This is a genomic window from Pseudoxanthomonas sp. 97-1-1 (assembly GCF_057773125.1).
Genome location: NZ_JBYMTJ010000003.1, coordinates 467,570 through 488,025, shown reverse-complemented (window position 1 = coordinate 488,025; position 20,456 = coordinate 467,570). Strand labels below are relative to the sequence as shown.

Sequence of the window (20,456 nt, the reverse complement as noted above, 5' to 3'; positions counted from 1 at the left end):
ATGACGGCGTGAATCCGTCCTTGCCCACCGAACTGCACGAAGCCCTGTCCACGCGCCTGGGGGACAGCTGGCTCACCGGCGATGCCTGCCGTCCTTATGGTGGCGACGATTCGCGCCAGTGGGCCATGCCGTGGGCCGTTGCCCTGCCGCGCACGCACGAAGACGTGCTGGCCCTGGTGCGCGCATGCCGTGCGCATCGCGTTCCCATCGTTGCGCGCGGTGCAGGCACAGGCACCACCGGCGCCGCCGTGCCTGCACAGGGCGGCGTGGTGGTCTCGTTCTCGCGCATGGACCGGATCATCGACATGCGCGCTGCCGACCGGTGCGTGGTGGTGGAACCCGGCGTGCTCAACGGCAACCTGCAACAGGCACTCGCACCCCACGGCCTGTTCTGGCCACCCGATCCGTCCAGTGCCGACCTGTGCAGCGTGGGCGGCAACCTTGCCACGAATGCCGGCGGACCGCGCGCGGTGAAGTACGGCACCGCACGCGACAACGTGCTGGGGCTGGTCGCCGTGACCGGTGCGGGTGAACTGATCCGCTGCGGGGGCGCCTACACCAAGGACGCGACGGGTTACGACCTCACCCACCTGCTCGTCGGCAGCGAGGGCACCCTGGCGCTGATCGTGGAAGCAACCCTGAAGCTGGCGCCGCGACCACGTGCGCAGGCCGGACTGCGCGTGCTCTACCGCGACGCCGCCACGGCCGCGGCGGCGGTGTCGCGCATCATGGCGCGCCCGGCGACGCCGACCATGCTGGAATTCATGGACCGCAGCGCCCTCGCGTTGATCCGGCGCAACGGCAGCGATGTGCCCGAGGCGGGTGCGATGCTGCTGGTCGAAGCGGACGGCGATAACGACACGCTGCCGTATTTGCTGCAGGCATTGGCCGACGCCGCCGAAGGCGATGGCATGCTCACGCTCGACGTCGCGCAGGACGGTACCGCACGCGACCGGTTATGGGCCGCACGGCGCGCCCTGTCGCCAGCGCTGCGTACCATCAAACCCGGCAAGATCAACGAGGACGTGGTGGTGCCGGTGTCGCGCATTCCGGATCTGGTGGCGGCAATGGAAGCACTGTCGATCGAGGCCGCGCTGCCGATCGTCGTGTTCGGCCACGCCGGCAACGGCAACCTGCACGTCAACATCATGTATGACGACGGTGACGCCGCCGAGACGGCACGTGCGCATGCGGCCTTGCCGAAGGTCTTCGCGCACGTGCTGGCGCTGGGCGGCACGCTGTCCGGCGAACACGGCATCGGCCTGAGCAAGCGGGACTTCATGACGGATGCGTTCAACGTGGCGACGCTCGATGCGATGCGTGCGGTCAAAGCCGCGCTCGACCCCGACGACATCCTGAACCCCGGCAAGGTCCTGCCACCGCGGAAGCCCGTGTAGGAGCGACGGGAGTCGCGACCGTGCGCCATGCGCGCCGTGAAAGCCACCGACAGACTTCTCCGTTCCCTCTTGCGCTTGATGCCGGGCCACGAACGCCGACGACATGCGGTCGCGACTTACGTCGCTCCTACAACAGCCTCAGGACTTCGCAAAGTGGTCATAACCGCGGCGCGGTGAAGACCACGGCGTGCCATCGGAACGCATCGGCTGCACCCCCTCGCCCGCCACGATGCGTCCTATCCGCGTGATCCGCAGATCAAGCTGCGAGAACACGGCATCGATGCGTCCACGCGCATCGGCAGGTGCGGTGAAGCAGAGTTCGTAGTCATCGCCGCCGCTGGCCTGCAACGGCACGCGCGTCGCTTCATCGAACGTCGCCATCAACGCATCCGACGCCGGCAACGCGTCGATGTCGACCTGCGCGCCCACGCCGCTCCGCGATGAGATATGGCCGAGATCCGCCAGCAGCCCGTCGGAAATATCGACGCAGGCAGTGGCGATACCCCGCAGCGCGCGACCCGCTTCCACGCGTGGCGTGGGACGATCCAGCCGCGCACGCAGCGCATGAGCCGGTTCGCGGTCGAGCAGCACCAGGCCGCCGGCCGCATCGCCAAGCGTTCCGGTGACCCAGACGTCATCGCCAACGCGCGCGCCGTCGCGGCGCAAGGCTCGACCGGGCTCGACCAGACCCATCGCCGTCACCGAGATCGAAAGGGGACCCCGCGTGGTGTCACCCCCCACCAGCGCGATGCCGTGGCGACCTGCCAGATCCAGGAAGCCATCGAGAAAGCCATCGATCCACGCCGCATCGGACCGGGGCAACGACAGCGACAACGTGCACCATGCGGGTTCGGCACCCATCGCGGCGAGATCGGACAGGTTCACCGCCAGCGCCTTCCAGCCGATGTCGGCCGCTGCGCTGTCTTCGGGAAAATGGACGCCGGCATTCAAGGTGTCGGCGGTGACGACGAGCTGCAAGCCCGGCGGTGGCGCCAACAGCGCAGCGTCGTCGCCGATGCCGAGCACGATGTCGGCGCGCGTCCCCGCGCGGGCACGGATGCGGGCGATCAGGTCGAACTCGCCGGCACTCATGGCGGCGTCAGGCGCGCGATCGCGCGAAATCGACGGCGGACTGGATCGCCGCACGTGCCTGCGGGCTGTTCTTCCAGCAACTGGAACCGGTCAGCCCTGCGGCACTGGCGACGATCTCCGATGGTTTTGCGGCGGCCAGCTGGCGCAGCGAAGCAATGCCCATCTGTTCCAGCCGCTGCACGACAGCAGGGCCCATCCCCTTCAACGCGAGCAACGCATCGCGCTCTTCCAGGGGGAACCGTGTGTCGCCGCCCGACACGTCAGCGCCGTGCCTGCGCCTCGGCGGGGCGCCATGCCACGGCCGCCTGGTCGAGCACGCCGTTGATGTACGTGTGCCCGTGTTCGGAACCGAAACGCTTGGCGGTCTCGATGGCCTCGTTCAGCACCACGCGGTACGGCACGTCGATGCGGTGGATCAACTCGTAGGCGGCGATGCGCAGCACCGCGCGCTCGATGGGGTCGACCTCTTCGACCGTCCGGTCGAGGAACGGAAGCAGCGCCTCGTCCAGCGAGGCGCGATGCTTCACCACGCCGCGCACCAGGTCTTCGAAATACTCGAGGTCCGCGATCTCGTGCGCCTGCTCATGGGCGAACTGCGCGATGACCTGCCCCACTTCGCCACCCGACATCTGCCACGCATAGACAGCCTGCAGCGCGCGGCGGCGCGCACGGGCACGCGTGACCGGATCGACGCCGTCCTTGCGGTGGGATTGATGATGTCGGCTCACGTCTGCTCCTGCGATTCTTGGGTTACGGCAACTGTTCCAGCAACTGCGCCATCTCGATGGCGGCCAGTGCGGCCTCTTCGCCCTTGTTGCCATGGCTGCCGCCGGCGCGCGCCTCGGCATCCTCGATCCTTTCCACCGCCAGCACGCCGTTCAGCACGGGCACGCCGGAATCCAGCTGCACGCGCATCAGGCCTTCAGCGCAACCATCGGCGACGTGCTCGTAGTGGCGGGTGTCGCCACGGATCACGCAGCCCAGCGCGATGATCGCCACATGGCGCCCGTCTCGGGCCAGACGCGCGGCGGCGACCGGGATCTCCCACGCTCCAGGCACGCGCACCACGTCGATCGCCTCTTCGCCCACGCCGTTGCCGGCCAGGCTCTGGCGCGCGCCGGCCACCAGCACATCGGTGATGCGGGGGTTCCAGCGGCTGGCGATGATCGCGAAGCGGGCGCCGTCGGGCGCGCGCAGATCGCCTTCGTAGTGGGACATGGCGGGTTCCTTGGGGGTGGGAAAGTCTAACAGCCGGGCGCGGTGACGGGTCCGCCCGGTGGGGATCAAGGCTGGACGTACTCCACCACGTCCAGTCCGAATCCGGCCAGGCCGACCTGCCGGCGCGGCGTGCCCAGCACCCGCAACCTGCCCAGGCCCAGGTCGGCCAGGATCTGCGCACCGGCACCGTTGCGACGCCACTGGCCCACGTCCTTGGCGTTGGCGCGCACTTCGGGCTGCTTGCGAAGCCGCGCCAGCAGCGCCTCGGCGCTGCGGGGTTCGGCCAGCACCACCATCACGCCCTGCCCTTCGGCGGCGATCGCCCGCAGTGCGTCCGTGGCGTGCACCCCGAAATCGTCGCGCCGCCAGTGCAGCAGGTCGCTCAGCGGGTTCTCCACCTGCACCCGTACCAGCGTGGGCGTGGCCGCCTCGGGCGTGCCGCGCACCAGGGCGAAGTGCAGGTCATGGGCGATACGGTCGCGGTAGGTCACCAGCCGGAAAGGACCGAACTCGGTCTCGATGTCGCGCTCGTCGATGCGCTCCACCGTGTGCTCGGTGGCCAGCCGGTAGGCGATCAGGTCAGCGATGGAGCCCATCTTCAGGCCATGCTCGCGCGCGAACACCTCCAGCTGCGGGCGGCGCGCCATGCTGCCGTCGGGGTTCAGCACTTCGACCAGCACGCCGGCCGGTTCCAGCCCGGCCAGCATCGGCAGGTCGCTGGCGGCTTCGGTGTGCCCCGCGCGCGTCAGCACGCCGCCGGGCTGGGCGATCAGCGGGAAGATATGCCCGGGCTGGCTGAGGTCGCTGGGCTTCGCATCCGGCCGCACGGCCGTACGCACGGTGTGAGCGCGGTCGTACGCGGAAATGCCGGTGGTGACGCCTTCCGCTGCTTCGATGCTGACGGTGAAGTTGGTGTGGAACTGCGCGGTGTTGGTCTGCACCATCGGCGCCAGGCCCAGCTGCGTGCAACGTTCGCGCGTCAGCGACAGGCAGACCAGGCCCCGCGCATGGGTGACCATGAAGTTGATGTCGGTCGGCTTCACCAGCTCGGCGGCCATGATCAGGTCGCCTTCGTTCTCGCGGTCCTCGTCGTCGACAATGACGACCATGCGGCCGTTGCGGATCTCTTCCAGCAGTTCGGGAATCGGGGCGAAGTTCATGCGGCGTCTCCGCCAGCGCGCGCGCCCAGCAGGCGTTCGACATAACGGGCGACCAGGTCGATCTCCAGGTTCACCGCATCGCCGACGGCGGTCTGCGAGAAGGCGGTGTGCGAGACGGTATGCGGGATCAGCGCGACCTCGAATCCCTCGCCGTCCACCTCGTTGACGGTCAGGCTCACGCCATCCACGCAGATCGAGCCCTTCTTCGCGATGTACTTCAGCAGGGGGGCCGGCGCGCGGAAGCGCCAGCGCTGCGCGCGTGCGTCCTCGTGCACCGACAGCACCCGGCCGACACCGTCCACATGCCCGCTGACCAGGTGGCCACCGAGGCGATCGGTAGGGCGCATCGCACGCTCGAGGTTCACCAGTGCGCCCTCGCCCAGGCCACCGAGTGTCGTCAGCGACAAGGTCTCGGTGGACGCATCGGCCTGGAAGCTCGATGCATCGAACGCGATCACCGTCAGGCACACGCCATTCACCGCGATGCTCTCGCCGAGTTGCACGGCGTCGAACGGCAGCGTGCCGACGGCGACGGTCAGGCGGACGTCACCGCCCAGCGGCTGCAGCGCGGCGATGTGGCCGACGCCCTCGATGATGCCGGTGAACATCAGCACACCTCCGGCAGGAGGACGGGGAACGCAAAGGGAATCGTGGAAGGCATGGAACGTCTCTCGCTTGAACAGAGCGGAGACGCCTCCGGGCGCGAAGGCAGGCGCACGACGCCACGCTCGCGCATGGCTCGGCGATGCCGTCTTCTTTCATCCGGACTATGACCGTCGGCTCCGGCATCTGACCGGATCTGCTGACCCTTCGGCGGGACCGAAGGCGCTCGCGGGCTCGTCGCTGGGCGACCTACCGCCGGTGGGGAATTGCACCCCGCCCTGAAGACGTCGTTGGTGGTATGCCGGCGAACCGGCCGGGGCATTCTACCGCCTCGCTCCGGCGAAGGCCCTGAACGCAGCGTTCCGCGCCACTGCAGGAGGGGCTTCAGCCCCGATGCTTCCGGCGCCGTTGCGGATGGAAAACGGCCGGTCGGGGCTGAAGCCCCTCCTACACGGCTTTCCTGCGCAGGTGCAGGATCAGCGGCCAGCGCATGGTACGGACGCGCTGAGGATCGCCCCAGACTTCGGCCAGGGCCGGTGTATGGGCGTAGACCGGATCCTCGCCGGTCGCGGCGCGGTAGCTGCCGGTCGCCGACAGGCTGCCGAAGTAGCCCAGCAACGTGGGCAGGTTCCATTCGGCGGTCAGCCACAGGCGTGGCGTGGGTACGGCCTCGAACGGCCACACGTAGTCGCCGTACCCCATGTCCACGTCGGCGCGTTCGGGCGGCCAGTAGGGGTCGATATCGTCGCGGACCTTTTCGGCCACCTCGGCCAGGTCGTCTTCGAAAATGATGTCCTGGTAGGTCCAGGCGGCCAGTACGCCGCCTGGCCGCAGCACGCGGTCGCAGGTATCGAAGAAGCGGTAGCGGTCGAACCAGTGCAGCGCCTGCGCGACGGCCACCAGGTCCACGCTGAGGTCCGGCAGGCGGGTGTCTTCGGCCGGTTCGACCGCCAGGCTGACATTGGCGACGGCGCGCTCCTTCGCCCAGTGGCGCTCGATCTGCGCTGCACTGGGGTCGGTGGCGTACACATGGGCGAAGTGCGCCGCCAACCCGCGCGTCGCCTGGCCGCTGCCGCAGCCGGGCTCCCAGACCCGCGCATTGGCGGGCACGGCCGACGCGATCGCCTCGTACAGCGCCTCGGGATACGTGGGGCGCGAAGCGAGGTAGACATCAGCGACGCCGGAAAAATGATCCTTGAAAGCCACCATGGCGGGCGGTCAGCGGGCAGGTTGCAGCAGGAGGCGGTGATCTTCGCCAATCATGCGGCTGTCGACAATCTCCAGCTGCAGGCGGTCCGCCATCGCCTGGATGCCCAGTCCCCCGAACAACGGCCGGGCCTGGTCGCCCAACAGCATCGGCGCGACGTACAGCAGCACCTCGTCGGCCAGCCCGGCGGCAAGGAACGCGCCGGCCAGCGTGGCGCCCGCCTCGGCATGCACCTCGTTGATGCCGCGCGCGCCAAGCAGCTCAAGCACCGCCTTCAGATCGAAATTGCTGCCCGTCGCCGGCGCCACCACGCGCTGCACCGCCGTGTCGCGCGGTGGTTTGGCATCCGCGGCATGGATGTACAGCGTGGGTGCTTCGCCCTGCCGCACATTGCCGCGCGCCACCGTCGCCAGCCCGGGGTCCAGCACCACCCGCAGGGGCGGCTCGAACACCGTGTCATCCCCGAAGCGCACCGTCAGCGACGGATCATCCGCCAGCACGGTACCGGCGCCGGTCAGGATGGCCCCCGCACGGGCGCGCCAACGCATCACGTCGCGGCGGGAGGCTTCACCACTGATCCACTTGGAATCCCCGTTCGCCATCGCCGTGCGGCCATCCAGGCTGGTCGCCAGCTTCACCCGCATCCAGGGCCTGCCGCGTTCGACGCGCGACAGGAATCCACGATTCAGGCGCCGCGCCTGCGTCTCCATCAGTCCGGACTGCACGGCGATGCCTGCCGCGCGCAGTCTGTCGAAACCGGCACCATCGACCTGCGGGAAGGGATCGCGCATCGCCGCCACCACCCGGACCACACCCGCCGCGATCAGCGCATCCGCGCACGGGCCCGTGCGACCGGTATGCGCACACGGCTCCAGGGTGACGTAGGCCGTCGCGCCCTTCGCGCGTTCGCCCGCCGCCTGCAACGCGAACACCTCCGCGTGCGGCCCGCCGGCTTTCTGGTGCCAGCCTTCACCCACGATCTCCCCACCCTGCGCGATCACGCAACCCACCATCGGGTTCGGACGCGTGGTGTACGCCCCGCGTTCGGCCAGACGCAACGCACGCGCCATGCAGGTGTGATCCAGGGAGGAAAAAGCGAATTCGGTCATGCGTCATCCACGCGGCACGTCAGGGGCATGTGAACCAGTATGCGCCACGCGCTGCGCGGGCCGGATGGACATGACCACCACCGGTGTCCCATGCAGCGACGTGCACTCATCGACCTGCCAGCCCAGCGAGGTGTAGAAATCCTCATGCCACAGGGTGAACAGCCGGAGCACTGCCACGCCTTCCTGCGCAGCGTGCGCAACGGCGGCATCCACCAGGACCCGTCCACCGCCACGACCGCGCGCCTCCGGCAATACGAACAGGCTGCCCAGCCAGGGACTGCCGCGATCCTGCAGCGCCGGCGCATCCTCCAGCAGCAGACTGACAGACCCCAGCAGCGCCCGGTCATCCATCAGCAACAGCGTCGTCGGCACCGACGTGCGCGCCGCGTGATCCTCCAGCTCATCGGTGGCCGCCTGCAGGGTCCAGTCGTCGTACAGGCCGCCCCATTCGGCGTGGTGCCACGCGGCGAGCGCAGGTATGTACTGCCGGTGCCGACCGATCCAGTCGATGTGCACGAATCAACGCTTCTTGTTCTTGTCCGCGTGCTTGTCGAACGGCACCACATCACCGCCCAGCAGCGAGAGCTGGCCGGCGCCCGCAGGCAGGTCGCGCTCCAGCTTCTCGATCTCCTCGCGGAAATCGGCCACGTCCTCGAAACTGCGGTAGACCGAGGCGAAGCGCACGTAGCCCACATGGTCGAGCTTCCGCAGCTCGTTCATGACGAACTCGCCGATCTTGCGCGAGGCGATCTCGCGCTCGCCACTCATGCGGATGGCATGGATCACCGCGCGTACGGCCGCTTCGATCTGTTCTTCGGATACCGGCCGCTTCTGCAGCGCGCGGTCGAAGCCGGCACGCAGCTTGCGCGCATCGAAGGTGTCGCGGCGGCCATCGCCCTTGATGACCGCCGGCAGCTTGATCTCGATGTTCTCCAGCGTGGAGAACCGCTCCCCGCACGCCTCGCACTCACGGCGACGACGGATCGTCGCGCCGTCCTCGGATACGCGCGAATCGATCACGCGGGTATCGGTGTGCTGGCAGAAGGGGCAGTGCATCGTCGATCAGCCGTAGACGGGGTACTTCCGGCACTGCGCGGTCACGTTGTCCCGCACCTTCGCCAGCACGGCCTCGTCGGTCGGCGCGTCCAGCACATCGCAGATCCAGTTGGCCAGGTCGATGCAGTCCTGCTCGCCATAGCCGCGCGTGGTCACCGCCGGCGTACCGATGCGCAGGCCCGAGGTCACGAAGGGCTTGCGCGGGTCGTTCGGCACGGAGTTCTTGTTGACGGTGATGTGCGCCTTGCCCAGCGCCTCTTCCGCATCCTTGCCGCTGACGTCCTTGCCGATCATGTCGACCAGCATCAGGTGGTTTTCGGTGCCGCCGGACACGATCTTGTAACCGCGCGCGATGATCGTCTTCGCCATCGCCTGCGCGTTCTTCACCACCTGCGCCTGGTAGTCCTTGAATTCGGGCTCCAGCGCTTCCTTGAAGGCCACGGCCTTGGCCGCGATGACGTGCATCAGCGGACCGCCCTGGATACCCGGGAAGACGATGCTCTGCAGCTTCTTCTCGATCTCTTCGCCCGCCCCCTTGGCCACGATGATGCCGCCGCGCGGACCGCGCAGCGTCTTGTGGGTGGTCGAGGTGACCACGTGGGCATGCGGCAGCGGATTCGGGTAGACGCCGGCGGCCACCAGTCCCGCCACGTGCGCCATGTCGACGAACAGGTAGGCGCCGACCTTGTCGGCGATGGCGCGGAAGCGCGCCCAGTCCACCACCTGCGAGTAGGCGGAGAAGCCGGCCACGACCATCTTCGGCTTGTGCTCCAGGGCGAGCTTTTCGACCTCGTCGTAGTCGATCAGGCCCTGGTCGTTCACGCCGTACTGGATGGCGTTGAACAGCTTGCCCGAGGCGTTGACCTTGGCGCCGTGGGTCAGGTGGCCGCCGTGGGCCAGGCTCATGCCCAGGATGGTGTCGCCGGGGTTCAGCAGGGCGAAGTACACGGCCTGGTTGGCCTGGGAGCCGGAATGCGGCTGCACGTTGGCGTAGTCGGCGCCGAACAGCTGCTTCACACGGTCGATCGCCAGCTGCTCGGCGATGTCCACGTATTCGCAACCGCCGTAGTAGCGCTTGTGCGGGTAGCCCTCGGCGTACTTGTTGGTCAGCACGCTGCCCTGGGCCTCCAGCACGCGGGGGCTGGCGTAGTTCTCGCTGGCGATCAACTCGACGTGATCCTCCTGCCGGCGCGCCTCGTTGGCGATGGCCTGGGCCAGTTCGGGATCGTAGGTTTCGATGCGGGCGTCGCGCGGGAACATCGGGTCTCCGGGGCAAGGTCGGTCGGGAGGGCCGATTGTAGCCCGCCCGGGACCCCACGGACGAAGCGCCCTCCCGGTCCCGCTTGCCCACCGCCGCGAAAAGAAAAGCGCGCCGAAGCGCGCTTTTCGGTCACACCCGACCTTGGGCTTCAGTGATGCAGCAGCAGGTCCGCGATGATGCCGGTGGCGATGGCCACCATCAGCATGTTGCCGCGGTCGTCGCGGACCCAGTGGTAGCCACGGGGCGGGCGGCGCAGATCGTAGTAATCGTAGTCGTTCACCACGTACACCGGGCCACGGTAGTAGTCGCGGTAACGCTGGCCCTTCGCCCAGCGATGGTAGCCGGGCGCCGGGCGGTAGACCACGCGCGGCGGTGCGTAGTAGCGGCGGTCGTCGTAACGACGGCCATCGTGGTAGCCGTGACGGTACGCCTGGCGCTGATCACGGTAGTCGCGACGGTCATCGCGGCGGTCTTCGCGCCAGTCGCGGCGATCATCCCGCCGGTCATCCCGGCGGTCGTAGTGGTGCGAACGACCCCGGTCGTGGCCGCGATCATCGTCGCGCGCCAGCACGGGAGCGGTGACGGCGAAGGCCAGGACGGCGCAGGCCATGCTCTGGAAAATGCGCTTGGTATTCATGGAAACCCCTCTGTGTGGCACGTGAGTCCATGATGCGGATCGCATCTGAACCGATTCCCGCTGGAAAACGGTTACGGCTGTGTCAAAGGCGGGTTGGCGAAACGTATTCAGCCAGCGGTCGGGCGAGCCTTAGCGGCTATAATCGCCGCATTCCCAATTTGCCTCCCCGCCCGCCGTCCCCGGCCGGGCGCCGGGGCCTGCGTACCGGAGCCTGCATGTCCTCGCAATACATCTACACCATGAACCGGGTCAGCAAGGTGGTCCCGCCCAAGCGGCAGATCATCAAGGACATCTCGCTGTCCTTCTATCCGGGCGCCAAGATCGGCCTGCTGGGCCTGAATGGCGCCGGCAAGTCCACGGTACTGAAGATCATGGCCGGCGTGGACAAGGATTTCGAGGGTGAGGCCCGCCCGCAGCCCGGTATCAAGGTCGGCTACCTGGCGCAGGAGCCGGAGCTCAACCCTGAACACACCGTCCGCCAGGCCGTCGAGGAAGGCGTGGGCGATGTGCTGCAGGCGCAGGCCGCCCTCGAAGCCGTGTACGCCGCCTACGCCGAAGAAGGCGCCGACTTCGACGCCCTGGCCAAGGAACAGGAGCGTCTGGAAGCGATCCTCGCCGCCGGCGACGCGCACACACTGGAAAACCAGCTGGACGTGGCCGCCGACGCGCTGCGCCTGCCGCCGTGGGATGCCATCGTGGGCAAGCTGTCCGGCGGCGAAAAGCGCCGCGTGGCGCTGTGCCGCCTGCTGCTGCAGAAGCCGGACATGCTGCTGCTCGACGAACCGACCAACCACCTGGACGCGGAATCCGTCGAGTGGCTGGAACAGTTCCTTGCCCGCTACACCGGCACCGTGGTGGCCGTGACCCATGATCGGTACTTCCTCGACAACGCCGCCGAATGGATCCTCGAGCTCGACCGTGGTCGCGGTATCCCGTGGAAGGGCAACTACACCGACTGGCTGGTGCAGAAGGACGAGCGCCTGAAGCAGGAAGACAACCAGGAAAAGGCCCGCCAGAAGGCCATCCAGAAGGAACTGGAGTGGTCGCGCCAGAACGCGAAGGGTGGCCGCTCCAAGGGCAAGGCGCGCCTGGCGCGCCTGGAAGAGCTGCAGTCGGTCGACTACCAGCGCCGCAACGAGACCAACGAGATCTTCATCCCGCCGGGCGAGCGCCTGGGCAACAACGTCATCGAGTTCAAGAATGTCTCGAAGAAGTTCGGCGACCGCCTGCTGATCGACAACCTGAGCTTCCTGGTGCCGGGCGGCGCGATCGTCGGCATCATCGGCCCCAACGGCGCGGGCAAGTCGACGCTGTTCAAGATGATCACCGGCCAGGAAAAGCCGGACTCGGGCACCATCACCACCGGCCCCACCGTGCAACTGGCGTACGTGGACCAGAGCCGTGAAAAGCTCGAAGGCAACCACAACGTCTTCCAGGAGATTTCCGGCGGCCTGGACATCCTCAACATCAACGGCGTCGAGATCCAGTCGCGCGCGTACATCGGCCGCTTCAACTTCAAGGGCCAGGACCAGCAGAAGATGGTGGGCTCGCTGTCCGGCGGTGAACGCGGCCGCCTGCACATGGCCAAGACGCTGCTGCAGGGCGGCAACGTGCTGCTGCTCGACGAACCGTCCAACGACCTGGACATCGAAACCCTGCGTGCGCTGGAAGACGCGCTGCTGGAGTTCCCCGGCAACACCTTCGTCATTTCGCATGACCGCTGGTTCCTGGACCGCATCGCCACCCACATCCTCGCCTTCGAAGGCGACTCGCACGTGGAGTTCTTCCAGGGCAACTACCGCGAGTACGAGGAAGACAAGAAGCGTCGCCTGGGCGAAGACGGCGCCCGTCCGCACCGCCTGCGGTTCAAGGCGCTGAAGTGACGTGGTTGCGCGCACAGATGCGTGATCGCCTCTGACCTTGCCCAACGAGAACGCCGGCCCTGTGCCGGCGTTCTGGTCTGCGATCGGTCACTGCGTTCGACCTGCAAATGTGCGGCAATCGAATGCAAGGTGGGGTACTACCCTCCGACGGAGGTCGCCATCACCACTGCCACCGCTACCCCCATTACCACCTGGATGACAACGAAGAAGAGCCCACAACCCAGAAGGCCGCGCAGCAGCGATTTCCAGCGCGCATACGGCTGAAACAGCTGCATCAACGAAAAGATGCCGTAAACCGTCGAGACCAAGACCGACCACGCCGGCAAACCCGGGACCCAGCGTTGCAGAAGCAGCGCGATCGACCAGAAGACAAAGGTCTGGACGGTCAGGAAGGCCGCTATCACCAGCCATTCCGGGTAGTTCAGCGAACCGACGCGGTGAAAGGCCAACCGGAACGCCACTGCTTCGAACGGCAACAGCAGCAACGTCGCAGCCGCGAAATAGGCGTTCATCCAATCGCCGATCGACTTGGACGTGGTCGCCAACGCGGACGGCGATGCAGTTGCTCGCGTCGCCCATGCCGGTCCCCTGTCCGTGGTGCGCGGATTCCAGGCAAGCGTCGCGCATGCGTCCAACACGCGACGCCCGGCCGCCCCATCCCGGGGAAATCGCGCACCGCGACGGTGCCGATTAAAGCACTCCGCTTGCGCGCCGATAGCGCCTCAACACGGGGAGCGACTTCACGCTGCCGCATTCCGGCGCCGTGTCGCCCCGCCCCCTTCCCCACAAGGAGTTCCATGAACGCATGCGCTGTCGCCCCCGTGCCCGACGCCGGCATCGACGACCACATCCAGTCGGTATCGGGATTGTCGGATTCCTTGCTGAAACAACTGCGGCAATCGCTGCAGAAGATCGACGAGATCAACCGCATCACCCGCATCATCTCGATGAATGCACGCATCGAGGCCGTGCGTATCGGCAGCGCCGGACGCAGCTTCGGCGTGATCGCCGAAGAGATGGACACGCTGTCGCGACGGGTCAGCGACACCGCGCAGGAAATCGACCGCATGGCGGGTCGCACCAGCACCGATCTGCGCGAGCGACTGGACCAACTGCAGACCGACGTGCGCCGGACGCGGCTGACGGACCTGGCGCTGGCCAACATCGACCTGATCGACCGCAACCTGTACGAGCGCAGTTGCGATGTGCGCTGGTGGGCTACCGATGCGGCGATCGTCGCCGCCGCACACGACCCGCAACCGGCCGCGCTCACGCATGCCAGCCAGCGGCTCGGCCAGATACTGGATTCCTACACCGTCTATTTCGACCTCGTGCTCACCGACCTGCAAGGCAATGTGCTGACCAATGGCCGGCCACGCCAGTACCCGTCCGCAGGCCACTCGGTCGCGCAGCAGGAATGGTTCCAGTCCGCCATGTCCACGCGCAATGGCGAAGAGTTCGGCTTCCAGTCCATGCATGCGAGCACGCTTGCGGGCGGTGAGCGCGTACTGGTTTACGCCTGCACGGTGCGCGAAGGCGGTCGCGTACAGGGGCGCGTGCTGGGCGTGCTCGGCATTGTGTTCCGATGGGACGCACTGGCGCAGACCATCGTGGAACGGACGCCATTGTCGGAGGTGGAATGGCGCCGTAGCCGGGTCTGCATCGTCGATGCGCAGGGCCGGTTGCTGGCCGACACGCAGTCCGGCGCGGATGCCTCGCGACTCGATTTTCCTGGGCATGCATCCCTGTTCGCCCAGCCCCGTGGCGCGATCGACGTATCCATCGAAGGCCGCCCCCATTGCGTGGCACAGGCCGCGTCACCCGGCTACGAGACCTACCGCACCGGCTGGCATTGCGTGATCGTGCAAGGCGTCGACTGACGCCAGCAGCGCGACTCAGTCCAGCCACACCTCGCCGTCACGCACCTGCACGGCGACGGCGCACAGCGAATCGCCGCGGCAGGGCCCGGCGACGCAGTCACCGCGTACGAGTTCGAACGAGGCGCCGTGGGCGGCACAGACAAGGTGGCCGTCCTTGCTCTTGAGGAATTGACCGGGCGCCCAGTCCAGCCGTCTGCCGGCGTGGGGACAGACATTGAGCCATGCGCGCACATCGCCGCCATCGCGATGCAGGATCAACGACTCGGCATCGTCGCCGATCACGGCTTCAACCTCGGCGAAACCGCCGTCGGCGATGTCATTCAGTGCGCTCAGTCGCATGTCGCTTAACGAAGTCCTCACACGGTCATCAAACGGTCATCCGATACTGCGCGTACCGGCTCCGGCCGCATTCTGTCACGACGCAACGCCATGTACGCACGCCATTTCCAGTTCAATGCCTTCCGCCACGTGTTCGCTCCGCGCAAGCCGCGCCATCCGCTGCTGCGGGTCGGCCTGGGCCTGCTGGGTGTGCTGCTGCTCGGTGTGCTGGTGTTCTTCAGCGTGTTCGTCGGTGCCGCGATGATCGCCGGCGGCCTGGCTTACAAGCTCCTGCGCCAGCGGGGCAAGCCCAGCGCGCGCGATGCGCGGGTGGTCGACGCGGAGTACCACGTGGTCCGCAAGCCGGTGCTGCCGCTCTCGCATTGAGCATCTTGGCGGGGCGAGCGCGTTCCCGCCTACACTCTGCGGCCACATTCCCCGGGTGGCCGACATGACCGACATCATCCCTGCTCCGCCTGTTCCGCGCGTTCCGGTGCGCGGTGGCGGCACGTTCCCGGTGCGCCGCATCTTCTGCGTGGGCCGCAACTTCGCCGACCACGCGCGCGAGATGGGCGCGACCGCACCCGCTTCGAAGGCCGAGCGCGGCAGCCCCGTGTTCTTCCACAAACCGGGCGACGCGATCGTCACCGCGAATGCGGATGTTCCCTACCCGCCGGGCACGCGCGACCTGCACCACGAGGTGGAACTGGTCGTCGCACTGGGCAGCGACGCACCGCCCGGACCGCTCTCCCCCGGGGCCGCGAAGGCGCTGGTGATCGCCTACGGCGTCGGCCTGGACCTGACCCGTCGCGACCTGCAGGGCGCGGCCAAGGCCAAGGGCCTGCCCTGGGATACCGGCAAAGGCTTCGATCATTCCGCACCGGTCAGCGAACTGGTTCCAGCGGCGGATGTCGGGGTGCTGGAAGACCGCACGCTGACCCTGCGGGTGAACGGCGACATGCGCCAGCATGGCGCGCTGCACGACCTCATCTGGGACGTGGCCGACATCCTGCACGAGTTGTCCATGCTTTACGCGCTGAAGGCGGGCGACCTGGTCTTCATGGGCACGCCCGCAGGCGTGGCTGCGCTGGTGCCGGGCGACACGTTCACCGCCACCCTCGACGGCGTGGTCGAGTTGCGCGGCCGTATTGCCGGCTGATCGACGGTGCGTGCGATATAGTCGGCGCCGACGCCGCAGAGGCGCCGACTGACGAGGACATGGGATGGGCATGATCAGCGAGTTCAAGGAGTTCGTGTCGCGCGGCAACGTGGTCGACCTGGCCGTCGGCGTGGTCATCGGTGCCGCGTTCGGCAAGATCGTCAGCAGCCTGGTGGATGGCATCGTGATGCCGCTGGTGGGCCTGACGATGGGCGGCGTGAAATTCAGCGACCTGGCGGTGACCCTGCGCGCGGCGCAGGTGGATGCGGCGGGCAAGGAGATCGTGCCGGCGCTGCTGTTGAAGTATGGCGCTTTCCTGCAGACCGCCATCGACTTCCTGATCATCGCGTTCGTGATCTTCCTGTTCCTGAAAGCCTACAACCGCGTGCGTGCACCCGCGCCGGAAGCCGCCACGCCCGAGGACATCGTGCTGCTGCGCGAGATCCGGGACGCACTGAAGAAATAACGGCACGCGGCGTTCCGGATCGGCAACGCCGTCGACGGAAACACGGGGCCACGGGCTGGTAAGCTCGTGGCCTTCGTTTTCCGGGACCCTCCATGCGTCTTGCTCCGCTGCTGCTTGCCCTGGCCGTCACCGCGCCCGCCTTCGCCGCCTCCCGCGAAACCCGCATCCCCGACACCGCACTGGCCACTGCCGCGCAACTGCGCGAGCAGGCCCTCACGGACCGCACCGGCTGGAACGTCGTCGAATCACTGACGACCGAAGTGGGCCCGCGCCTGGCCGGCAGCGAGGCCGACGCGAAGGCGGTCGCGTGGGCACAGGCGAAGTTCAAGGCACTGGGTTTCGACAAGGTTTGGATCGAACCGGTGACGTTTCCCAAGTGGGTGCGCCGCAGCGAAAGCGCGGCCGTGCTCGGCACGCACGCGCAACCGCTGACGATCACCGCGCTGGGCGGCAGCCCCGCGGGCAAGGTGGACGCGGAGATCGTGCGCTTCGCCGACCTGGCCGCACTTGAAGCGGCACCGGCGGGCTCGCTGGCCGGCAAGATCGCCTTCGTCGACTATCCGATGAAGGCCGCGCGTGACGGCAGCGACTACCGCAACGGCGGCGCGATCCGCTCGAAAGGACCCTCGGCGGCGATCCGCAAGGGCGCCATCGCGTTCCTGATGCGCTCGGCCGGCACCGACAACCACCGCGTCGCGCATACCGGCATCACGCGCTTCGACGAGGGCCTGACGCCGGTACCGTCCGCGTCGCTGACCATCCCCGATGCCGACCAGTTGGCGCGCCTGTTGCAGCGCGGCCCGGTGCGCGTGTCGCTCGTACTGGATTGCGGCTGGGACGGCGAGTACACCTCGCACAATGTCATCGGCGAGATCACCGGGCGCAGCCTGCCCAAGGAAGTGGTGGTGATCGGTGGCCACCTGGATTCGTGGGACCTGGGCACCGGCGCGATCGACGACGGCGCGGGCATCGGCATCACCATGGCGGCGGGGCATCTGATCGGCCAGCTCAAGCAGGCGCCGAAGCGCACCATCCGCGTAATCGCCTTCGCCAACGAAGAGCAGGGCCTCTACGGCGGCAAGGCCTACGCGGAGAAGTACCTGGCCGACATCACGCGCCACCAGATCGCCGCCGAAAGCGACTTCGGCGCGGGCCGCATCTACGCGTTCAATACCGGCGCGCCGGACCATGCGCGCAAGGCGACCGAACAGATCGCGCAGGCACTGGCGCCGCTGGGCATCGAGTACGCACCCGGCAAGGGCAGCGCAGGCCCGGACATCAGTCCATTCGCCGCGAAGGGCATGGCGTGGGCGTGGCTGGCGCAGGACGGCAGCGACTACTTCGACCTGCACCACAACGCCGATGACACGCTGGACAAGATCGACCCGGCGGCGCTGGCGCAGAATGTCGCGGCGTACACGGTGTTCGCGTACCTGGCGGCAGAAGCCGAGGGCGATTTCGGCAGCCAGCTGAAGGAGTAGACCTGTAGGAGGGGCTTCAGCCCCGACCCTCACTGCTGACTACCGAGATCGCAAAAAAACGAAGTCGGGGCTGAAGCCCCTCCTACAGTTTTGTCGACAGACGCTGCTTCCACTGCGCCAGGAACACCGCCGTCGCGGCGGCGACGTTGAGGCTCTCGACTGCACCGCTGCCGGGAATCGACAGGCGCAGGTCGCAGGCCTCGGCGAGGCGCGCATCCATGCCCTCGCCTTCCGCGCCCATCACGTAGATCAAGCGTTGCGGCAGTCTTGCCGCGAACAGGTCATCTCCCCCGCGCACGACAGTGGCGGCCAGCGCAAAGCCTGCGCCGCGCAATTGCGCCAGCGCATTCTCCGGGTGGCCCATCCGCACCAGCGGCACCTGTTCGGCGCCGCCCTCGGCCACACGCGCGGCGGCACCGGACAGCGCCAGCGTGGAGTCGCGCGGCAGCAGGATGCCGGCCACGCCGAAATGCGCGGCCGAGCGCAGGATGGCGCCGAAGTTGTGCGGATTGCCCACGCCGTCCAGCCACAGCGCTGCGGCCGGCTGTCCCTCGGGAAGCGCACGCAACCAGTCCGTCATCGGCGACGGCGCCAGTTTCAGCACGTCGGCCACCACGCCTTCGTGGTGCGTGCTGGCAGCCAGGCGATCCAGATCACCCTCCTCCACCACCCGGTAGCCGACACGGTGCTTGACGCACCATGCCAGCAGGGGTTTCAGCGCGGGGATGCGCGCTTCGAGGAGATACAGCTTGCGGATGGCGTCGGGGCGCCGCGCGAACACCGCCTGCACGGCATTCAGACCGTACAGGCGCATTTCCTCGCGTGAAGCGTCCGCAGGACGTTCGACACCGGAGGCTTGGACGCGGGGTGGACGCTCATCCTGCGCCCTTGGCGGACGCCGGCGATCCGGCGGATTGCCGGGCGGACGCGGCGGACGGGTGTTCCAGGGATTGCTCACGTCAGGCCTGCTTCTTCCAGAAGTGCGCGTTGCGGATGCCGAGCGCTTCCGGATCGAAGGTCGGGTCCAGCCCCTGCTTCTTCTGCCGCTCGTAGTCGCGCAACGCGATCAGGGCCGGCTTCTGCAGGATCAGGATGGCGATGACGTTCAACCATGCCATCAGACCCACGCCGATGTCGCCCAGCGTCCACGCCATCGCGGCGTTGTGGTACGCGCCGAACACGACCATGCCCACGATGCCCAGGCGCAGCAGTAGCGTCGCCAGCGGGTGGGTTTTCTTCACGCCGGCCAGGTAGGTCAGGTTGGTCTCGGCCATGTAGTAGTAGGCCATGATCGTGGTGAAGGCGAAGAAGAACAGCGCCAGCGCCACGAAGCCTGCGCCCCAGCCCGGCAGCACCGATTCCACTGCCGCCTGGGTGAACTGCGCACCTTCCGATGGCTGCAGGCCGGGAACGCCGGAGAAGATCTCGACCAGCGTGTCCTTGCCGTTCTCGCTGACCGTCTTGAACGTGTTGTACATGCCCGTCGACAGCAACAGGAACGCCGTCGAGGTGCACACCAGCATGGTGTCGAAGTAGATCGCGAACGCCTGCACGTAGCCCTGCTTGGCGGGGTGCGAGACTTCGGCGGCCGCGGCGGCGTGCGGGCCGGTGCCCTGGCCGGCTTCGTTGGCGTAGATGCCGCGCTTCACGCCCCAGGCGATGGCCTGGCCGATGATCGCGCCGAAGGCCGCATGCGCACCGAACGCGCTGGAGAAGATGTCGGCGAACATCGCCGGCACCTTGCCGGCGTTGGCGATCATCACGATCACCGCCATCAGGATGAAGGCCAGCGCCATGAACGGCACCACCACCTCGGCGAAGGTCGCGATGCGCTTGATGCCGCCGAAGATGATGACCGCTAGTACGGCCGCCACGCCCAGCCCGATCCAGAGTTTCAACGCGCCGGTGCCGCCCACGGCGGCGCAGTCGCCCATGCCGCAGAGCACGTTGGTGGCGCTGTCGGCGATCGCGTTGGCCTGCACGCCCGGCAGCAGCAGGCCGGTGGCGATGACCGTCGCCACGGCGAAGGTCACCGCGTACCACTTCAGCCCCATCGCCTTCTCGATGTAGTACGCCGGGCCGCCGCGATAGCGCCCTTCGCCGTCCTTCTCCTTGTAGATCTGCGCCAGGGTGCACTCGATGTACGAGGTCGACGCGCCCAGGAAGCCCATCACCCACATCCAGAACACCGCGCCCGGGCCGCCATAGGCGATCGCCGTGGCGACGCCGGCGATGTTGCCGATGCCCATGCGTCCGGCCATCGAGATCGCCAGCGCCTGGAACGAAGACACGCCGGCGTCCGACTTCTGGCCCGTCACCGTCAGGCGGCACATCTCGGCGAAACCGCGCACCTGCATGACGCGGGTGCGGATGGTGAACCACAGGCCGGCACCCAGGCACAGCGCGATCAGCGCATTGCTCCAGATGATGCCGTTCAACCAGGCAAAAAAGGCTTCCACGGGGATGGGTCTCCGGTCGTTGATGCAGGGATGCGGGAAAGCGGCGGGCGAGCGCTGCCAAGTCCCTGAA

At 67.6% G+C, this 20,456-nt stretch carries 23 protein-coding genes and 1 riboswitch; of the genes, 7 read left to right on the top strand and 16 right to left on the bottom strand.

Annotated elements, in window-relative coordinates; all coding sequences use genetic code 11:
• The first annotated feature begins 8 nt into the window (after window positions 1–8).
• Entirely contained in the window at window positions 9–1,397 is a 1,389-nt protein-coding gene (locus tag AC3DET_RS14135; RefSeq protein WP_488392029.1) for an FAD-binding oxidoreductase, read from the top strand.
• A gap of 138 nt (window positions 1,398–1,535) precedes the next feature.
• Here AC3DET_RS14135 and thiL read toward each other — a convergent pair whose 3' ends face one another.
• The 12 genes from thiL to AC3DET_RS14075 all read right to left on the bottom strand — a co-directional run bounded on the left by thiL (window position 1,536) and on the right by AC3DET_RS14075 (window position 10,740).
• Window positions 1,536–2,489, bottom strand: coding sequence for a thiamine-phosphate kinase (gene thiL / locus AC3DET_RS14130; protein ID WP_488392028.1), 954 nt, complete (start codon window positions 2,487–2,489; stop codon window positions 1,536–1,538).
• Window positions 2,490–2,496: 7 nt separating this feature from the next.
• Window positions 2,497–2,748 carry a helix-hairpin-helix domain-containing protein gene (locus AC3DET_RS14125; RefSeq protein WP_488392027.1) on the bottom strand — a complete coding sequence of 84 codons (252 nt, stop codon included), beginning with the start codon at window positions 2,746–2,748 and terminating at the stop codon, window positions 2,497–2,499.
• Between the two features lies 1 nt (window position 2,749).
• Complete coding sequence (nusB, locus tag AC3DET_RS14120) at window positions 2,750–3,217, bottom strand: transcription antitermination factor NusB (protein ID WP_337731529.1); 468 nt, start codon at window positions 3,215–3,217, stop codon at window positions 2,750–2,752.
• 22 nt (window positions 3,218–3,239) lie between these two features.
• The gene (gene ribH / locus AC3DET_RS14115) at window positions 3,240–3,707 is read right to left on the bottom strand and encodes a 6,7-dimethyl-8-ribityllumazine synthase (RefSeq protein WP_488392026.1); all 468 of its coding nucleotides are present in this window, start codon (window positions 3,705–3,707) and stop codon (window positions 3,240–3,242) included.
• A gap of 65 nt (window positions 3,708–3,772) precedes the next feature.
• Complete coding sequence (ribB, locus tag AC3DET_RS14110; RefSeq protein ID WP_488392025.1) at window positions 3,773–4,867, bottom strand: 3,4-dihydroxy-2-butanone-4-phosphate synthase; 1,095 nt, start codon at window positions 4,865–4,867, stop codon at window positions 3,773–3,775.
• On the bottom strand, window positions 4,864–5,475 hold the full coding sequence (locus AC3DET_RS14105) for a riboflavin synthase (RefSeq protein WP_488392024.1): 612 nt from the start codon (window positions 5,473–5,475) through the stop codon (window positions 4,864–4,866). The genes ribB and AC3DET_RS14105 overlap by 4 nt, the downstream gene beginning before the upstream one ends.
• Window positions 5,476–5,613: 138 nt before the next feature.
• Window positions 5,614–5,760: riboswitch (FMN riboswitch) on the bottom strand.
• A gap of 157 nt (window positions 5,761–5,917) precedes the next feature.
• The gene (locus tag AC3DET_RS14100) at window positions 5,918–6,679 is read right to left on the bottom strand and encodes a class I SAM-dependent methyltransferase (RefSeq protein ID WP_446538163.1); all 762 of its coding nucleotides are present in this window, start codon (window positions 6,677–6,679) and stop codon (window positions 5,918–5,920) included.
• A gap of 9 nt (window positions 6,680–6,688) precedes the next feature.
• Window positions 6,689–7,786 (bottom strand): bifunctional diaminohydroxyphosphoribosylaminopyrimidine deaminase/5-amino-6-(5-phosphoribosylamino)uracil reductase RibD, encoded by a 1,098-nt coding sequence (gene ribD, locus AC3DET_RS14095; RefSeq protein ID WP_337731533.1) that lies wholly within the window; start codon window positions 7,784–7,786, stop codon window positions 6,689–6,691.
• A 3-nt stretch (window positions 7,787–7,789) separates the two neighbouring features.
• Window positions 7,790–8,302, bottom strand: coding sequence for a GNAT family N-acetyltransferase (locus AC3DET_RS14090; RefSeq protein ID WP_446538165.1), 513 nt, complete (start codon window positions 8,300–8,302; stop codon window positions 7,790–7,792).
• 3 nt (window positions 8,303–8,305) lie between these two features.
• Window positions 8,306–8,842, bottom strand: coding sequence for a transcriptional regulator NrdR (nrdR, locus tag AC3DET_RS14085; RefSeq protein WP_192202052.1), 537 nt, complete (start codon window positions 8,840–8,842; stop codon window positions 8,306–8,308).
• Window positions 8,843–8,848: 6 nt separating this feature from the next.
• On the bottom strand, window positions 8,849–10,102 hold the full coding sequence (gene glyA, locus AC3DET_RS14080) for a serine hydroxymethyltransferase (protein WP_446538166.1): 1,254 nt from the start codon (window positions 10,100–10,102) through the stop codon (window positions 8,849–8,851).
• A gap of 149 nt (window positions 10,103–10,251) precedes the next feature.
• Window positions 10,252–10,740 carry an RcnB family protein gene (locus AC3DET_RS14075; RefSeq protein WP_337731536.1) on the bottom strand — a complete coding sequence of 163 codons (489 nt, stop codon included), beginning with the start codon at window positions 10,738–10,740 and terminating at the stop codon, window positions 10,252–10,254.
• Window positions 10,741–10,955: 215 nt separating this feature from the next.
• Between AC3DET_RS14075 and ettA the strand changes: the two genes are divergently transcribed.
• Window positions 10,956–12,623 carry an energy-dependent translational throttle protein EttA gene (ettA, locus tag AC3DET_RS14070; protein WP_062357777.1) on the top strand — a complete coding sequence of 556 codons (1,668 nt, stop codon included), beginning with the start codon at window positions 10,956–10,958 and terminating at the stop codon, window positions 12,621–12,623.
• Between the two features lie 137 nt (window positions 12,624–12,760).
• Here the strand turns inward: ettA and AC3DET_RS14065 are convergent, their stop codons facing one another.
• Window positions 12,761–13,135, bottom strand: a complete 375-nt coding sequence (locus AC3DET_RS14065) for a hypothetical protein (RefSeq protein ID WP_488392023.1) — start codon at window positions 13,133–13,135, stop codon at window positions 12,761–12,763.
• Between the two features lie 285 nt (window positions 13,136–13,420).
• On the opposite strand from AC3DET_RS14065, the gene AC3DET_RS14060 reads away from it, so the two are divergent.
• On the top strand, window positions 13,421–14,503 hold the full coding sequence (locus AC3DET_RS14060; protein WP_488392022.1) for a methyl-accepting chemotaxis protein: 1,083 nt from the start codon (window positions 13,421–13,423) through the stop codon (window positions 14,501–14,503).
• A gap of 15 nt (window positions 14,504–14,518) precedes the next feature.
• On the opposite strand, the gene AC3DET_RS14055 is transcribed toward AC3DET_RS14060, so the two are convergent.
• Complete coding sequence (locus AC3DET_RS14055; RefSeq protein ID WP_337731539.1) at window positions 14,519–14,842, bottom strand: Rieske (2Fe-2S) protein; 324 nt, start codon at window positions 14,840–14,842, stop codon at window positions 14,519–14,521.
• Between the two features lie 90 nt (window positions 14,843–14,932).
• Between AC3DET_RS14055 and AC3DET_RS14050 the strand changes: the two genes are divergently transcribed.
• The 4 genes from AC3DET_RS14050 (at window position 14,933) to AC3DET_RS14035 (ending at window position 17,927) form a co-directional block, all read left to right on the top strand.
• The gene (locus AC3DET_RS14050) at window positions 14,933–15,208 is read left to right on the top strand and encodes a hypothetical protein (protein ID WP_337731540.1); all 276 of its coding nucleotides are present in this window, start codon (window positions 14,933–14,935) and stop codon (window positions 15,206–15,208) included.
• A gap of 64 nt (window positions 15,209–15,272) precedes the next feature.
• Entirely contained in the window at window positions 15,273–15,980 is a 708-nt protein-coding gene (locus AC3DET_RS14045) for a fumarylacetoacetate hydrolase family protein (RefSeq protein ID WP_337731541.1), read from the top strand.
• Window positions 15,981–16,044: 64 nt separating this feature from the next.
• Entirely contained in the window at window positions 16,045–16,446 is a 402-nt protein-coding gene (gene mscL, locus AC3DET_RS14040) for a large-conductance mechanosensitive channel protein MscL (RefSeq protein WP_337731542.1), read from the top strand.
• 92 nt (window positions 16,447–16,538) lie between these two features.
• Window positions 16,539–17,927, top strand: coding sequence for a M28 family peptidase (locus AC3DET_RS14035; protein WP_488392021.1), 1,389 nt, complete (start codon window positions 16,539–16,541; stop codon window positions 17,925–17,927).
• An 82-nt stretch (window positions 17,928–18,009) separates the two neighbouring features.
• Here the strand turns inward: AC3DET_RS14035 and AC3DET_RS14030 are convergent, their stop codons facing one another.
• Entirely contained in the window at window positions 18,010–18,885 is an 876-nt protein-coding gene (locus AC3DET_RS14030) for a TrmH family RNA methyltransferase (RefSeq protein ID WP_488392020.1), read from the bottom strand.
• Between the two features lies 1 nt (window position 18,886).
• On the bottom strand, window positions 18,887–20,386 hold the full coding sequence (locus tag AC3DET_RS14025; protein WP_337731545.1) for an alanine/glycine:cation symporter family protein: 1,500 nt from the start codon (window positions 20,384–20,386) through the stop codon (window positions 18,887–18,889).
• Between the last annotated feature and the right edge of the window lie 70 nt (window positions 20,387–20,456).

Bases quoted from the DNA above. Each gene is read 5' to 3' on its own strand.
- AC3DET_RS14065 (WP_488392023.1), bottom strand. From the start codon at position 13,135: ATGAACGCCTATTTCGCGGCTGCGACGTTGCTGCTGTTGCCGTTCGAA.
- AC3DET_RS14035 (WP_488392021.1), top strand. From the start codon at position 16,539: ATGCGTCTTGCTCCGCTGCTGCTTGCCCTGGCCGTCACCGCGCCCGCC.
- AC3DET_RS14050 (WP_337731540.1), top strand. From the start codon at position 14,933: ATGTACGCACGCCATTTCCAGTTCAATGCCTTCCGCCACGTGTTCGCT.
- AC3DET_RS14055 (WP_337731539.1), bottom strand. From the start codon at position 14,842: ATGCGACTGAGCGCACTGAATGACATCGCCGACGGCGGTTTCGCCGAG.
- AC3DET_RS14105 (WP_488392024.1), bottom strand. From the start codon at position 5,475: ATGTTCACCGGCATCATCGAGGGCGTCGGCCACATCGCCGCGCTGCAG.
- mscL (WP_337731542.1), top strand. From the start codon at position 16,045: ATGGGCATGATCAGCGAGTTCAAGGAGTTCGTGTCGCGCGGCAACGTG.
- thiL (WP_488392028.1), bottom strand. From the start codon at position 2,489: ATGAGTGCCGGCGAGTTCGACCTGATCGCCCGCATCCGTGCCCGCGCG.
- glyA (WP_446538166.1), bottom strand. From the start codon at position 10,102: ATGTTCCCGCGCGACGCCCGCATCGAAACCTACGATCCCGAACTGGCC.
- ribH (WP_488392026.1), bottom strand. From the start codon at position 3,707: ATGTCCCACTACGAAGGCGATCTGCGCGCGCCCGACGGCGCCCGCTTC.
- ribD (WP_337731533.1), bottom strand. From the start codon at position 7,786: ATGACCGAATTCGCTTTTTCCTCCCTGGATCACACCTGCATGGCGCGT.
- AC3DET_RS14075 (WP_337731536.1), bottom strand. From the start codon at position 10,740: ATGAATACCAAGCGCATTTTCCAGAGCATGGCCTGCGCCGTCCTGGCC.
- ettA (WP_062357777.1), top strand. From the start codon at position 10,956: ATGTCCTCGCAATACATCTACACCATGAACCGGGTCAGCAAGGTGGTC.
- ribB (WP_488392025.1), bottom strand. From the start codon at position 4,867: ATGAACTTCGCCCCGATTCCCGAACTGCTGGAAGAGATCCGCAACGGC.
- AC3DET_RS14100 (WP_446538163.1), bottom strand. From the start codon at position 6,679: ATGGTGGCTTTCAAGGATCATTTTTCCGGCGTCGCTGATGTCTACCTC.
- AC3DET_RS14045 (WP_337731541.1), top strand. From the start codon at position 15,273: ATGACCGACATCATCCCTGCTCCGCCTGTTCCGCGCGTTCCGGTGCGC.
- nrdR (WP_192202052.1), bottom strand. From the start codon at position 8,842: ATGCACTGCCCCTTCTGCCAGCACACCGATACCCGCGTGATCGATTCG.
- AC3DET_RS14060 (WP_488392022.1), top strand. From the start codon at position 13,421: ATGAACGCATGCGCTGTCGCCCCCGTGCCCGACGCCGGCATCGACGAC.